The organism is Ancylobacter polymorphus, assembly GCF_022836935.1.
In the GTDB taxonomy this organism is placed as follows: domain Bacteria; phylum Pseudomonadota; class Alphaproteobacteria; order Rhizobiales; family Xanthobacteraceae; genus Ancylobacter; species Ancylobacter polymorphus_A.
Map to the genome: position 1 here is coordinate 1,587,430 of NZ_CP083239.1, position 13,142 is coordinate 1,600,571.

At 69.5% G+C, this 13,142-nt stretch carries 11 protein-coding genes; 7 read left to right on the forward strand and 4 right to left on the reverse strand.

The window, feature by feature from the left end; all coding sequences use genetic code 11:
- The first annotated feature begins 66 nt into the window (after positions 1 to 66).
- The 7 genes from K9D25_RS07445 (at position 67) to K9D25_RS07475 (ending at position 9,242) form a co-directional block, all read left to right on the forward strand.
- Positions 67 to 1,413 (forward strand): murein hydrolase activator EnvC family protein, encoded by a 1,347-nt coding sequence (locus K9D25_RS07445; RefSeq protein ID WP_244450225.1) that lies wholly within the window; start codon positions 67 to 69, stop codon positions 1,411 to 1,413.
- Entirely contained in the window at positions 1,410 to 2,759 is a 1,350-nt protein-coding gene (locus K9D25_RS07450; RefSeq protein ID WP_244450226.1) for a S41 family peptidase, read from the forward strand. The genes K9D25_RS07445 and K9D25_RS07450 overlap by 4 nt, the downstream gene beginning before the upstream one ends.
- Before the next feature lie 172 nt (positions 2,760 to 2,931).
- A complete protein-coding gene (locus K9D25_RS07455; RefSeq protein ID WP_244450227.1) occupies positions 2,932 to 3,333 on the forward strand; it encodes a hypothetical protein in 402 nt (133 codons plus the stop codon).
- Positions 3,334 to 3,421: 88 nt separating this feature from the next.
- Complete coding sequence (locus K9D25_RS07460) at positions 3,422 to 3,931, forward strand: RNA pyrophosphohydrolase (RefSeq protein WP_244450228.1); 510 nt, start codon at positions 3,422 to 3,424, stop codon at positions 3,929 to 3,931.
- A gap of 159 nt (positions 3,932 to 4,090) precedes the next feature.
- Positions 4,091 to 4,783 carry a TetR/AcrR family transcriptional regulator gene (locus K9D25_RS07465; RefSeq protein ID WP_244450229.1) on the forward strand — a complete coding sequence of 231 codons (693 nt, stop codon included), beginning with the start codon at positions 4,091 to 4,093 and terminating at the stop codon, positions 4,781 to 4,783.
- Positions 4,780 to 6,042 carry an efflux RND transporter periplasmic adaptor subunit gene (locus K9D25_RS07470; RefSeq protein WP_244450230.1) on the forward strand — a complete coding sequence of 421 codons (1,263 nt, stop codon included), beginning with the start codon at positions 4,780 to 4,782 and terminating at the stop codon, positions 6,040 to 6,042. The genes K9D25_RS07465 and K9D25_RS07470 overlap by 4 nt, the downstream gene beginning before the upstream one ends.
- The gene (locus K9D25_RS07475; RefSeq protein WP_244450231.1) at positions 6,042 to 9,242 is read left to right on the forward strand and encodes an efflux RND transporter permease subunit; all 3,201 of its coding nucleotides are present in this window, start codon (positions 6,042 to 6,044) and stop codon (positions 9,240 to 9,242) included. The genes K9D25_RS07470 and K9D25_RS07475 overlap by 1 nt, the downstream gene beginning before the upstream one ends.
- Before the next feature lie 375 nt (positions 9,243 to 9,617).
- Here K9D25_RS07475 and K9D25_RS07480 read toward each other — a convergent pair whose 3' ends face one another.
- From K9D25_RS07480 to K9D25_RS07495, 4 genes are all read right to left on the reverse strand, one after another.
- Positions 9,618 to 10,295, reverse strand: coding sequence for an LON peptidase substrate-binding domain-containing protein (locus K9D25_RS07480; protein ID WP_244450232.1), 678 nt, complete (start codon positions 10,293 to 10,295; stop codon positions 9,618 to 9,620).
- A gap of 78 nt (positions 10,296 to 10,373) precedes the next feature.
- Positions 10,374 to 11,300 (reverse strand): thioredoxin, encoded by a 927-nt coding sequence (trxA, locus tag K9D25_RS07485; RefSeq protein ID WP_244450233.1) that lies wholly within the window; start codon positions 11,298 to 11,300, stop codon positions 10,374 to 10,376.
- A gap of 87 nt (positions 11,301 to 11,387) precedes the next feature.
- On the reverse strand, positions 11,388 to 11,921 hold the full coding sequence (locus K9D25_RS07490) for a prolyl-tRNA synthetase associated domain-containing protein (RefSeq protein WP_244450234.1): 534 nt from the start codon (positions 11,919 to 11,921) through the stop codon (positions 11,388 to 11,390).
- 93 nt (positions 11,922 to 12,014) lie between these two features.
- Positions 12,015 to 13,136, reverse strand: coding sequence for an alginate O-acetyltransferase AlgX-related protein (locus tag K9D25_RS07495; protein WP_244450235.1), 1,122 nt, complete (start codon positions 13,134 to 13,136; stop codon positions 12,015 to 12,017).
- Between the last annotated feature and the right edge of the window lie 6 nt (positions 13,137 to 13,142).

Genomic DNA, 13,142 nt, shown 5'->3' on the forward strand with positions numbered 1-13,142 from the left:
ACGCCGGCCCCTCCTATCCCGATGCCCGCGCGCCGCTCCTCTTCGCCCCCCGTACCCCGCCCGCCCTTGCGCGCGGCGGTCGCGGGGGTGTGCGCGCTGGCGCTGCTGGCCGGGCTGTGGGCAGGGCCGGCCGCCGCGCAGGGCGACACCACGCAGGCCGGCGCCACGCCCGCTGCGGCTGGACCCGCCGCCGCGCCGCACGACAAGCAGCAGGACAAGCAGCAGCGCATCGAGCGGCTCGATGCCGAGCTGAAGGACTCTTCCGCCGTGCAGAAGCGGCTCGCCGCCGAGGTGGCGGCGCTGGAGGGCGACCGGGCCAAGCTGAACGAGGCGCTGCTCGACACCGCGATCCGGGTGCGCGAGACCGAGGGCAAGCTCGACGCCAGCGAGCAGCGCCTGCTGCTGCTCAGCCGCGAGGCGGACGACATCAAGGAATCGCTGGAGGCCCGCCGCGCCGTGCTGGCGGAAGTGCTGGGCGGGCTGGTGCGGCTCGGCCGCCGTCCACCGCCGGCGCTGATGGTGCGCCCGGACGACGCGCTGGAATCGATCCGCTCCGCCATGATGCTCGGCGCCGTGCTGCCGGAACTCAAGGCGGAGACGGACCTCCTCGCCAGCGAACTCGCCGCACAGGAGCGGGTGCGCCAGGACACCGCCCGCGAGCGCGACGCTCTCGCAGAATTGAAACGCTCCCTCGCCGATGAGCGCGCCCGCACCGCCGCGCTGATCGAGGAGAAGAAGAACTCGCTGCAGCAGGGCGAGGCGGCCCTCGCCGAGGAGAAGACCCGCGCCGCCGCGCTCGCCGCCGAGGCGGGCAATGTGCGCGAGCTGATGGAGCGCATGGAGACGGAGATTTCCGCCACCCGCAAGGCGGCGCAGGAAGCCGCGCAAAGCGAGGCGGCGCAAGGCGCGGGCGGCAGTGCGGCGGACCGGCTGGCGGCGTTGCAGAACCCTGGCCGGCTGAGCCCCGGCGTGCCGTTCGAGGACGCCAAGGGCCTGCTGAAGCTGCCGGTCGGCGGCGCGGTGCTCAAGGCCTTCGGCGCCGATGACGGTTATGGCGGGCAGGAAAAGGGCCTGTCGCTGGGCACGCGGATCGAGGCCCAGGTGGCCTCCCCCAGCGATGGCTGGGTGGTCTATGCCGGGCCTTTCCGCTCATATGGACAACTGTTAATTATCAATGCCGGCAATGGTTATCATATCCTGCTCGCCGGAATGGATAAGATCACGGTGGAATTGGGTCAGTTCGTGCTGTCGGGCGAGCCGGTCGGGATCATGGGGCGCGGTCCCCAGCTGGTCTCGTCGGCCGGCCTTGGAACTGCCCAACCCATTCTTTACGTCGAGTTCCGCAAGGATGGTAACTCGATCGATCCAACGCCATGGTGGGCGACGAGCGAAAGCGAGAAGGTACGCGGATGATGCGTAGGACGTCTGTATTTCTCTTCGGTGCGGCGGCCGGCGCCCTGATCGCGGTCGGTGCCACCCAGCCGCGGCTGCTGCTTGAGCCGACGGCGGCCATGGCGGCGGCTTCCGACACGTACCGCCAGCTGAACCTGTTCGGCGACGTGTTCGAGCGCGTGCGCGCCGACTATGTCGAGAAGCCCGAGGATTCGAAGCTGGTCGAGGCTGCCATCAACGGCATGCTGTCCTCGCTCGATCCGCACTCCACCTATATGGACGCGAAGGATTTTCGCGACATGCAGGTGCAGACCCGCGGCCAGTTCGGCGGGCTCGGCATCGAGGTGACGATGGAGGACGGCCTCGTCAAGGTTGTCGCCCCGATCGACGACACCCCGGCGGCCAAGGCCGGCGTGCAGGCCGGCGACCTGATCGCCAAGCTCGACGGCGAAGAGGTGAAGGGCATGACCCTGAACCAGGCGGTCGACAAGATGCGCGGCGCCGTCAACACGCCGATCAAGCTCACCATCATCCGCAAGGGCCAGGACAAGCCGATCGAGCTGTCGATCACCCGCGACATCATCAACATCAAGTCGGTGCGCGCCCGGGTCGAGCATGACGATATCGGCTATATCCGCATCACCTCCTTCAGCGAGCAGACCGGCGAGGGCCTGAAGAAGGCGGTGGCCGACCTGACCAAGCAGATCGGCGAGGACAAGCTCAAGGGCTTCATCATCGACCTGCGCAACAATCCGGGCGGTCTGCTCGACCAGGCGATCGACGTGTCCGACACCTTCCTCGACCGTGGCGAGATCGTCTCCACCCGCGGCCGCGACCCCGAGCAGACCGAGCGCCGCAACGCCCGGCCGGGCGACCTCGCCAAGGGCAAGCCGATCATCGTGCTGGTCAATGGCGGCTCGGCCTCGGCGTCGGAAATCGTCGCCGGCGCGCTGCAGGACCACAAGCGCGCCACGGTGCTGGGCTCGCTCTCCTTCGGCAAGGGTTCGGTGCAGACGGTGATCCCGGTCTCCGGCAATGCCGCGATCAAGCTCACCACGGCGCGCTACTACACGCCGTCGGGCCGCTCGATCCAGGCCAAGGGCATCCAGCCCGACATCGAGCTGGTGCAGGACGTGCCGCAGGATGTGAAGGCGAAGGCCGAGGCGGCCGGCGTCGAGACCACGCGCGGCGAGGCCTCGCTCAAGGGCCATCTGAAGAATGGCGAGGACGAGCAGACCGGTTCCCCGGCCTATGTGCCGCCGGACCCGAAGGACGACACCCAGCTCAAGCTGGCGATCGACCTGATCGAGGGCGTGCAGAAGAACGCCGCCTATCCCGCCGATCCCAAGGCGGCCGTGCCGAACTGATCGCAGATAAGAGGGCGCCGCCGGCCCCGTGCCGGTGGCGACGTGAAATAGGCAAGGCCCGCTTCCCCAAGCGGGCCTTTTGCGTGAATGGGCTCTGGCGCTTTTTTGCGCTGCCGCGACGAATGCCCGATTCTGCCCCGATCCTGCCTTGGTCGGGGGCGACAAAGGCAGCATGAACCGCGCGACTCCCCTCCGCCTGCCGCCCCGCCCGCTGGACACGCTGCCCGCCGGTGACAGCCTTCCCGGCCGCGACGCCAGCCGCGACCACGCGCGGCACTATGCGGCGGTGGGCGTGTTCGGCCTCGCCGCACTCTCGGTGATCAGCGTCGCGGTGGCGGCCTATGTGCTGCGACCCGGTGCCGGCGCCGCGCCGCAGGGCCTGCCGCTGACTCTGGAGGATAGTGGCTTCCCGACCATGGGCGTCGCCGCCGACATGCCGGCGCTGCGGCCGAGCCAGGGCGGCGATGAGGGCGTGAGCATCACCGTGTTCGACGGCGCGACCGGCCGCAGCGAAGTGCTGACCGGTCCCGGTCCGCTCGCCGGCGGCGTTGGCGACACCACGTTAACCCCGTGACCAAGCGGCACCGCGCGGCCTCTGGTGTCGCGCCGCCGCTTGCCTATGATCCCGGCCGGCGCGTGTTTCCAGCTTGTGCGGTGGCCCCATGATCCCTTTCGACCAGCTTCCCTATCGCCCCTGCGTCGGGGTGGTGCTCGTCAATCGTGATGGCCTCGTCTTTCTTGGCGAGCGCCGGGGCGGGCCGGAACAGGTGGACGCGCAGCATTCCTGGCAGATGCCGCAGGGCGGCATTGACGAGGGCGAGAGCCCGGAAGAGGCGGCGCGGCGCGAGCTTTACGAGGAAACCAACGTCTCCTCCGTCGAGCCCCTCGCCGTCGCGCCGGACTGGTTCGCCTACGACCTGCCGGAGCCGCTGGCGCGGCAGGCCTGGAAGGGCCGGTATCGCGGCCAGACGCAGAAGTGGATCGCGCTGCGCTTCACCGGCACGGATGACGAGATCGACGTGCTCAATCCCGGCGGCGGGCACCACAAGCCCGAATTCGTCGCCTGGCGCTGGGAGAAGCTGGAGCGCACGCCGGGGCTGATCGTGCCGTTCAAGCGGCCGGTCTATGAGCAGGTGGTAAACGCCTTCCAGCCGGTGGTGGCGGCGGGATAAGCCGGCGCCTGCATCCGTTGCTGCCCGCGCCGCGTATTTCATCCAAGGCCGGAGCAAGCATTTCTGGCCGTTACAGAATGCGAACGAACGTTCGTTCTTGACTCAGGGCAAGGGCCTGTCTAAATGCGAATGAACGTTCGCTCCAACCCGGATCGGTGCATGAACACCCTTGCCCCCCGCGCGACCGCCGCCCCAGCGGCCCGTACGCCGGACGGAAAGTCGGCGGCCGCACGCCCGGAAAAGGAGCGGCGGGACCCGCGTCGCCGGGTGCTGGAGGCGGCCATCGCCTGTTTCGGCCGCTCCGGCTTCCACGGCACCTCAATGCAGCAAATCTGCACCGAGGCCGGCATGAGCCCGGGCGGGCTCTACCGTTATTTCCCGTCGAAGGAATCGATCATCATCGCCATCGTCGACGAGGAGCGGGCGCTGCGGATGAGCTGCGTCGACATGCTGGAGACCGCCCCCAGCTTCGTCGAGGGCCTCGCCCGCATGGGCGCGGCGCTGTTCTCCGGCGAGACGCGCATGGTGACGCTGGAACTCGGCCCGGAAATCTACGCCGAGGCGGCCCGCAACCCGGCGCTGAAGCCGACCTTCGACGCCGCCGAGGACGAGATGAACGCGGCGATCCGCGCCTGCTTCGTCGACGCACAGGCGCGCGGCGAGATCGATCCTGCCCTCGACCCCGACCTCGCCATGGTGATGATCAACGCCATTGGCGACGGGCTGGTGCTGCGCCACGGCTTCGAGCCGACGCTGCCGCTCGACAAGATGATGCCGGCCCTTTCCGGCCTCGTCGCCCGCATGCTGGCGCCCGTCCCGGCGCCGACCCTTTCACCGGACCGCACATCATGACCGTGAAGCCGCCATCCCTGCGCGGGCGCATCGCCCTTGCCCTTACCATGACCGCCGTGGTGGTGGGTGTCGCCGGCTACGCCTTCCGTGACCGCATCGCCACCGGGCTCGGCCTGTTCGAGCCGGCGCAGGCCGAGGTCGCCGCGCCGGCGCCGAGCGAGGTGAAGGGTATCACCATTTCCGTCGTGCCGGCCAAGCGGCGCGAGGTGGTGGAGAAGCTGCCCGTCACCGGCACGCTGGTGGCGCGCGAGGAGGTGATGGTCGGGCCGGAGATCGACGGCTACCAGATCACCGAAATCCTGGTGGAAGAGGGCGACCGGGTGGAAGTGGGCCAGGTCCTTGCCCGGCTGTCGCGCGACATGCTGGAGACGCTGCTGGCCCAGAACACCGCCAATGGCGCCAAGGCGCAGGCCTCCATCGCCCAGCAGCGGGCGCAGCTGGAGCAGGCGCAGGCGCAGCTGATCGAGGCCAATGCCGCCGTCGAGCGCGCCCGTACCCTGATCAAGACCGGCGCCACCTCGCAGGAAGTGCTGGACCAGCGCGAGCGCGCGGCCAAGGTCGCGGCGGCGCAGGTGACGGCGGCCGAGGAAATGGTCACCGCCGCGCAGGCCGAGGCCGACCAGATCAAGGCCAATCGCGACGAAATCCAGGTGCGGCTCGCCCGTACCGAGATCAAGGCGCCGCTCGCCGGCATCGTCTCGTCGCGCTCCGCCCGCATCGGCGCCATCGTGCTTTCCGCCAATAGCGAGCCGCTGTTCCGCATCGTCAAGGACGGCGCCATCGACCTCGATGCCGAAGTGCCGGAATCCGCCCTGCCGCGGGTGGCGCCCGGCCTCAAAGTGGCGGTGACGCCGGCCGGCTTCGACACGCCGCTGGAAGGAACCGTGCGGCTGGTCGGCGCCAAGGTCGATCCGGCCACCCGCCTCGCTCGTGTCGCCGTGGCGCTGCCGGACGATGCGCGCCTGCGCCCCGGCGCCTATGGGCGCGGCGTCATCGAGATCGCCCGCCATGACGGCGTCGCCCTGCCGCAATCGGCAGTGCAGTTCGCCCCGGAAGGCGCCTTCGTGCTGGTGGTGGAGGGCGACACGGTGCGGCACCGTCCGGTGACGATCGGGCTCAAGGGCGACGGTTATCTCGAAATCACCGACGGGGTCCGCGAGGGTGAGAGCGTTGTCGCCCGCGCCGGCGGCTTCCTGCGCGACGGCGACCGGGTGAGCCCGGTGCCGCTGGCCGATGCTCCCGCGAAGGGCGGTGTGTGATGGCTCTCAACGTTTCCGCCTGGGCGATCCGCAAGCCGGTACCCTCCATCGTGCTGTTCGTGGTGTTGACCGCGATCGGCCTGTACACCTTCGACCGGCTGCCGATCACCCGCATGCCGAATATCGACGTGCCGATCGTCTCCGTCACCATCACCCAGCCCGGCGCTGCGCCCAGCGAACTGGAAACGCAGGTGACCAAGGTGGTCGAGACCTCGATCGCCGGCGTGCAGGGGGTGAAGCACATCTCCTCCACCATCACCGAGGGCACCTCGCTCACCGTCGTCGAGTTCCAGCTGGAAACGCAGGTCGACCGCGCGGTGAACGATGTGCGCGACGCGGTGACCAAGGTGCGCACGGACATGCCGCAGGACATTGAGGAGCCGCTGGTCCAGCGCGTCGATGTCGAAGGCATGGCCATCGTCACCTATGCCGCCTCCGCCCCGGCGATGACGCCGGAAGAACTGTCCTGGTTCGTCGACGACACGCTGGTGCGCGCGCTGCAGGGCGTGCGCGGCGTGGCGCAGGTGAAGCGCGAAGGCGGCGTTGATCGCGAGATCCGCATCTCGCTCGACCCCGACAAGCTGGCCGCGCTCGGCGTGACGGCGGCGGATGTGAACCGCGAGCTCGCCGCCACCAATGTCGACCTTGCCGGCGGGCGCGGCGAGATCGGCACGCAGGAACAGTCCGTGCGCACGCTGGGCGGCGCCAGCACGATTGAGGATCTCGCCGAGACCCGCATCTCGCTGCCCGCCACCGGCGGCGGCGGCACGCGCTATGTGCGCCTCGCCGACCTCGCCACCGTGACCGACGGTGCCGCCGAACCGCGCATCTTCGCCCGGCTCGACGGCAAGCCGGTGGTCGCCTTCGGCATCTACCGCGCCAAGGGCTTCTCCGACGTGGTCGTGGCCGAGAACGCGGAAAAGGCGCTGCTCGACCTCGAAAAGCGCCACCCGGAAGTCGACATCACCCTGATCGACACCACGGTGAAATACACCGAGGCCGACTATACCTCGGCCATGCACACGCTGATGGAAGGTGCCGTGCTGGCGGTGATCGTCGTCATGGTGTTCCTGCGCGATTGGCGCGCCACCATCATCACCGCGACGGCGATCCCGCTCTCCATCCTGCCCACCTTCTGGGTGATGGACCTGCTCGGCTTCTCGCTCAACGGCGTGAGCCTGCTCGCCGTCACGCTGGTGACCGGCATCCTGGTCGACGACGCCATCGTCGAGATCGAGAACATCGTGCGCCATATGCGCATGGGCAAATCCGCCTACCGCGCGGCGATCGACGCCGCCGACGAGATCGGCCTCGCCGTGGTGGCGACCACGCTTACCATCGTCGCGGTGTTCCTGCCCGTCAGCTTCATGGGCGGCATTGCCGGCCAGTATTTCCGCCAGTTCGGCATCACGGTGGCGGTGGCGGTGCTGTTCTCGCTCCTGGTGGCGCGCCTGCTCACCCCCATGCTCGCGGCCTATTTCATGCGCGACCACGGCCACCGGGAAAAGCCGGACAGCTGGCTGATGCGCGCCTATGTCGGGCTGCTGCACCGCTCCATCCGCCACCGCTTCCTCACGGTGACGGCCGGCATCCTGCTGTTCATCGGCTCGATGTGGCTGTCCACCCTGCTGCCCTCCGGCTTCATCCCCAATTCCGACGTGTCCCGCTCGGTTCTGGCGCTGGAACTGCCGCCGGGGGCGACGCTGGAAGCGACGCGGCGCGTGGTGGACGAGGTGACCGACACGCTGAAGGCGCAGCCGGAAGTGGCGAGCGTGTTCGCCACCGCCGGCTCCGGCTCCACCGACGGGCCGGCCAGCGGCGGCGGCGAGGTGCGCAAGGCGACGATCATCGTCAATCTGGTGCCGCGCTCTGAGCGCACGGCGACGCAGAAGCAGTTCGAGATGCGGCTGCGTGACGAGATCGCCCGCATTCCCGACCTGCGCTTCAATTTCGGCGCCTCCGGCGGCGCCGGCCCGGGCGGGCGCGAATTCACCATCATCCTCTCCGGCTCGGACGGGGCCGAGGTGGAGGCGAAGGCGCTGGAACTGGAACGCGAGATTCGCGAGAAGGTGAAGGGCCTGTCCAATGTGCAGACCTCGGCGGCGCTGGAGCGGCCGGAACTGCGCGTGGTGCCCAAGCTCGCTGAAGCGGCGGCGCTCGGCGTCTCGGTGTCGGACATCGCCCAGACCGTGCGCATCGCCACGCTCGGCGATGTGTCGCAGAACCTCGCCAAATTCTCCGCCGGCGACCGCCAGGTGCCGATCCGGGTGCAACTCGACGAGCGGGCGCGCGGCGACCTCTCCACCTTCGAGACGCTGAAGGTACGCACCGCCGCCGGCGCCTCGGTGCCGCTGCTCTCGGTCGCCGACATCTCCTTCGGCACCGGCCCGTCCAGCCTCGACCGCTATGACCGCGCGCGGCGCGTGGCGATCGAGGCCGACCTTGCCGGCAATACCCAGCTCGGCGAGGCGCTGGCGGAGGTCTATGCCCTTCCGGCGGCCAAGAACATGCCGTCGAGCATCGTGCTCAAGGAATCCGGCGACGCCGAGATCATGGGCGAGGTGTTCGGCGGCTTCGCCACCGCGATGATGGCGGGCGTGATGATGGTGCTGGCGGTGCTGGTGCTGCTGTTCGCCAATGTGCTGCAGCCGATCACCATCCTGATCGCGCTGCCGCTGTCGGTGGGCGGCGCCTTCATCGCCCTGCTGCTCACCAACAACGCGATGACGCTGCCGGTGGTGATCGGCTTCCTGATGCTGATGGGCATCGTCACCAAGAACGCGATCCTGCTGGTGGATTTCGCCATCGAGTCCGTGCATGCGGGCGCCGACCGGACCACGGCGCTGATCGAGGCCGGACGCAAGCGCGCGCAGCCCATCATCATGACCACCATCGCCATGGCGGCGGGCATGATGCCCTCGGCGCTCGGACTGGGCGAGGGCGGCGATTTCCGCTCGCCCATGGCGATTGCGGTGATTGGCGGCCTGCTGGCCTCGACCCTGCTGTCGCTGATCTTCGTGCCGGCCGTGTTCACGCTGATGGACGATCTCGGCCACCTGATGGCGCGCATCTTCGGCCGCTTCATCGGCGCCCGCGACGAGCCGGACGAGCACGCCGGCGCGCCGGTGGCCCGCGCGGGGCTGCACGCGGTGGACGCCGGCCCGCATTCCACCCCCCGCCCGCCGCTGGCGGCGGAGTAGGGGGCGTCCGATTGCCCTGATCCCCGGGCTTGGCCCGGGGACCCAGCCGTCTCTCTGCGGCCGGGTGCGAACGTCTGGGTGGCCCGGTCAAGCCCGGCCATGAGGGCGGGCGCGCGACGCGCTTCACGCCAGGGGAAGGCGGAGTGGGATCGGCCTAGGGTTTTGCGCTGGGTCCCGGATCGGCGGTGCGCTGCGCGCACCTTGTCCGGGAAACGGGCGGGCCGGGCCTCCGGGAACCCTCATCCCCGGGCTTGACCCGGGGACCCAGCGTCTGCGCTTCGCGCCGGCAGGAAGGCTGGGGCAAGCCCGGCCATGAGGTAACAAACGAGGGTGCGGCTACCGACGAGAGCGCGCGTGAGGAGAAGGCGCCTGCCGCTATTGCAGCGTGCCGTCGCCTTCGCCGCCGGTACGGGCCATGGTCATCTGGGTGACGGCGATCAGCATCTCGGCGCGGGAGGCGAGGGTGGGGGCTTCCAGCAGCGCCTGCTTCTCGCGCGGGCCGAACGGGGCCATCATGGCGAGCGCATTCACCAGCGCCTCATTCGGCGCGTCCTTGATGCTCTTCCAGTCCGCTTCCAGCTGGTTGGCGTCGAGATAATCCGCCAGCGTGCGCAGCAGCGTGGCGCGGTCCACCGCCTCGGTGCCGGCATTGGGGGTGAAGTCGTCGCGATAGGGTTCGTAATCGACCTTGGCCTGGCGGAACGGCGTGCCGGAATCGACTTCCGCAACCACTTTGAACCGGGCGATGCCGCTGAGATTGAGCAGGTAGCGGCCGTCGCCGCTCTCGGCGATCTCGGTGATGCGGCCGACACAGCCCACGCCGACAATATCTGGCGCGCCCGGCACGGTGAGGGCCGGCTGCTGCGGCGCGGTCTGGATGATGCCGATCAGCCGGTGGCTGGCCAGCGCCGCGTCGATCATCGCGACATAGCGCGGCTCGAACACGTTGAGCGGCAATTGGCAGCGCGGCAGAAGCAGCGCCCCCTCCAGCGGGAAGAGCGGGATGATGGGCGCCAGCTCGGAGGGGCCGGCATAGGGCTTGTTGATCGCCATGGCGTTCCTTGCGCGATGTGTCGGCCCCGAAAGGCCGGTGCCGCATCCCGGCCGGGACGGGGGACGCCCCCGCCGGCGTCAGGCGAAGAGCAGCGAGGACAGGCGGCGGCGGCCGGCGAGCGTGTGCTCGTCCGTCGGTCCCCAGGCCTCGAAGAACTGCACCAGCTGCTTGCGGGCGCCGTCCTCGTTCCAGGCGCGGTCCTTGCGGACGATGGCGAGCAGATGGTCCACCGCCTCCTCGCGCTTGCCACGGGCGCTGAGCGCCACGGCGAGATCGAAGCGGGCCTGATGATCGAGCGGATTGGCGGCGACCTTCGCCTCCAGTTCCTTCACATCGCCCAGCGCGCTCGCGGCTTCTTCCAGCTCGATGGCGGCGCGCACGGCGGTGAGCGCGGCGTCGTTGGCGGCGCTGGCAGGTGCGAGGGCGAGCGTGGCCTTGGCCTGTTCGAGATTGCCGGCGGCCAGCTCGGTGCGGGCGAGGCCGGCGATGGCGGCGAGGTTTTCCGGCTCCTCGCCCAGCACGGCGGCGAAGATCTCCGCCGCGCCGGCGAGGTCGCCCTCGGCGAGCGCCGCCTCGCCGCTGGCGAGAATGTCGGCGATGTCGTTGCCGCCACCCGAGGCCGCGATCAGCTTGTCGACGATCGCCTTGATCTGCGCTTCGGGCTGCGCCCCCATGAAGCCGTCGACCGGCTGGCCGTTGACGAAGGCATAGACGGTGGGCAGCGACTGGATGCCGAGCTGCTGGGCGACGGCGGGGTGCTCGTCCGTGTTCATCTTGGCGAGGCGGACCTTGCCCTTGGCGGCGCGCACCACCTTTTCGATGATCGGGGTGAGCTGGCGGCAGGGGCCGCACCAGGGGGCCCAGAAATCCACCAGCACCGGGCGGCGGCGGGATTCCTCGACCACATCCTTCATGAAGCTCTTGGTGGTGACGTCGATCACCACATCGTCGCCGGCCGGCGCGCCGCCCGGAGCGGCGGGAGAGGAGGGCTGGTTCAGCAACATGGGTCGTCCTCGCAATAGGGCAGGTGCCTACAGGTCTCGTGCTCGGCGTCTAAAATGGTCTGCCGCGCCGCGAATGCAACGGGGCGATCAGCTCTCGGTGGTGGCCGGCTGCTCCGCCTCGCTGCGCCGGGGCACCGCCAGCACGCGCGGCTCATGGCCGGTGGCGCGCAGGAAGCGGATGAGGTCGGCGCTGGCGATGGTGGTGGTGGCGGTGTTCACCAGCGGGTGGCAGTTCACCGTCTCATGCGCCATCAGCTCGGCGTCGAGCACCACGGCGACGCGGCCCTCGACATCGTTGACCGGGCCGAAGGCGGTGACGGCGCCGGGCTTCACCCCCAGCACCTCTTCCAGAAGCTCGGCGCTGCCGAAGGAGAGCTTGCTCGCCGCGCCGAGCGGCACGTGCAGGTTCTTGAGATCGACCCGCGTCTCCTCCTCGACCACGACGAGGAACAGGTTCCCCTTCTTGTCCTTGAGGAACAGGTTCTTGGTGTGCCCGCCGGGAATGTCGCCGCGCAGCGCCTGCGAATCCTCCACCGTGAACAGCGGCGGATGCTCGACCGTGGTGGTGGGAATCCCGAGCTCGGCGAGCCGGGCGAGGAGATCGTCGCGGGAAAGGGGCATGGGGCGGATCCGGCGGAGAGAGACGAGGGCGTTTTAGGGCGGCGCGGGGCGGGGGAGCAAGGCGGAGGCAGGGTTGGGGGCAGGGCGGGGGGCTCAGCCGCCCCCTGCCGGCAGGGGCGTCCGGCTCCAGTTCTTGCAGGTGAGGAAGCGCTCCGTCGGCGCATAGATCAGGATGTCCGGCTTGAAGCGGTCGATGACGCCGCGGTCGAACTCGCAGGCATTATGGTGGATCCAGACCACCGCCGAGGCGCGGTAGGCCAGCGGGTTGGACCAGAAGCCTTGAGTGAAGGAATCGCCGATCACCATGATGCGCGGGCCGGGGTGGCCGGTGGCGTAGGCGTTGAAGCCGTAATTCTCGGTGCCGCGCGGCGGCGGGCCGACAATGCCGTCGAGCGGCGTTGTCTTGTGCGGCCCGCCCACCGGCGGTTTCCACACATAGTCCACATCCGCCGGCTCGCGGTCGGGGACGCCGGCGACCCGCAGGAGGTCGCCCCCCGGTCGCCGCTTTGTGCCGCTGAACGCCAGTGACGGCGCGATGGCGAGGTCCGGCCGGCCCGCCGCGTCCATGACCGCGTTGAAGGCCAGCAGTCCCCCCAGCGCGTTCCAGTGCGTATCGTAGCGGTAATAGAGCGGGCCGCTGGCCGCGCTTTCATCGACGATGGGGCGCAGATCGACGAAGGTGATGCCGTCGCGCTTCATCCGCGCGGCGACGAGGTCATATTCGTTCGGCTGGTGGCGCTGGGCGCGGATATACTCCGGCAGCTTGTCGAAGCGGGCGGTGGCGGCGTTGGGCGGCAGCGTCAGCACGAAGGTGCCGCCGCTGGCCGTCATTTTCTGCTGCAATTCCTCGGCGAGGATGGCGAGCCTCTCCACGCCCTGCAGCCGCACCAGCTGGCCGATCGACTGTTCCAGCGCGTTCTCGTCGCGCAGGAACAGGCTGCCATCCGTGCCGTCGACCACGCGGGTGCCGGGCGGGGAGCCGATGAAGCGCAGATAGCGGCGATGCGCGGCGAGCACCGGGCCGCGAAAGCCGAAAGCATTGTTGATATAGGGGTCGAGCCGCTCGGAGGCGTGTTCCCACCAGCGCGCTTCCGGGGCCAGTACGGTGCGCATCGGGCCGGGCATGGCGGGAAGCAGCAGGCCGATGGTCGGCAGCGACAGCAGCGCCACGAAGATCACCGCCCACCAGCGGCGGAAGGCCATGAGCAAGGGCATGGGCGC

Coding starts and splice junctions, on each gene's coding strand:
- K9D25_RS07450 (WP_244450226.1), top strand. CDS start 1,410: ATGATGCGTAGGACGTCTGTATTTCTCTTCGGTGCGGCGGCCGGCGCC.
- K9D25_RS07455 (WP_244450227.1), top strand. CDS start 2,932: ATGAACCGCGCGACTCCCCTCCGCCTGCCGCCCCGCCCGCTGGACACG.
- K9D25_RS07460 (WP_244450228.1), top strand. CDS start 3,422: ATGATCCCTTTCGACCAGCTTCCCTATCGCCCCTGCGTCGGGGTGGTG.
- K9D25_RS07465 (WP_244450229.1), top strand. CDS start 4,091: ATGAACACCCTTGCCCCCCGCGCGACCGCCGCCCCAGCGGCCCGTACG.
- K9D25_RS07470 (WP_244450230.1), top strand. CDS start 4,780: ATGACCGTGAAGCCGCCATCCCTGCGCGGGCGCATCGCCCTTGCCCTT.
- K9D25_RS07475 (WP_244450231.1), top strand. CDS start 6,042: ATGGCTCTCAACGTTTCCGCCTGGGCGATCCGCAAGCCGGTACCCTCC.
- K9D25_RS07480 (WP_244450232.1), bottom strand. CDS start 10,295: ATGGCGATCAACAAGCCCTATGCCGGCCCCTCCGAGCTGGCGCCCATC.
- trxA (WP_244450233.1), bottom strand. CDS start 11,300: ATGTTGCTGAACCAGCCCTCCTCTCCCGCCGCTCCGGGCGGCGCGCCG.
- K9D25_RS07490 (WP_244450234.1), bottom strand. CDS start 11,921: ATGCCCCTTTCCCGCGACGATCTCCTCGCCCGGCTCGCCGAGCTCGGG.
- K9D25_RS07495 (WP_244450235.1), bottom strand. CDS start 13,136: ATGCCCTTGCTCATGGCCTTCCGCCGCTGGTGGGCGGTGATCTTCGTG.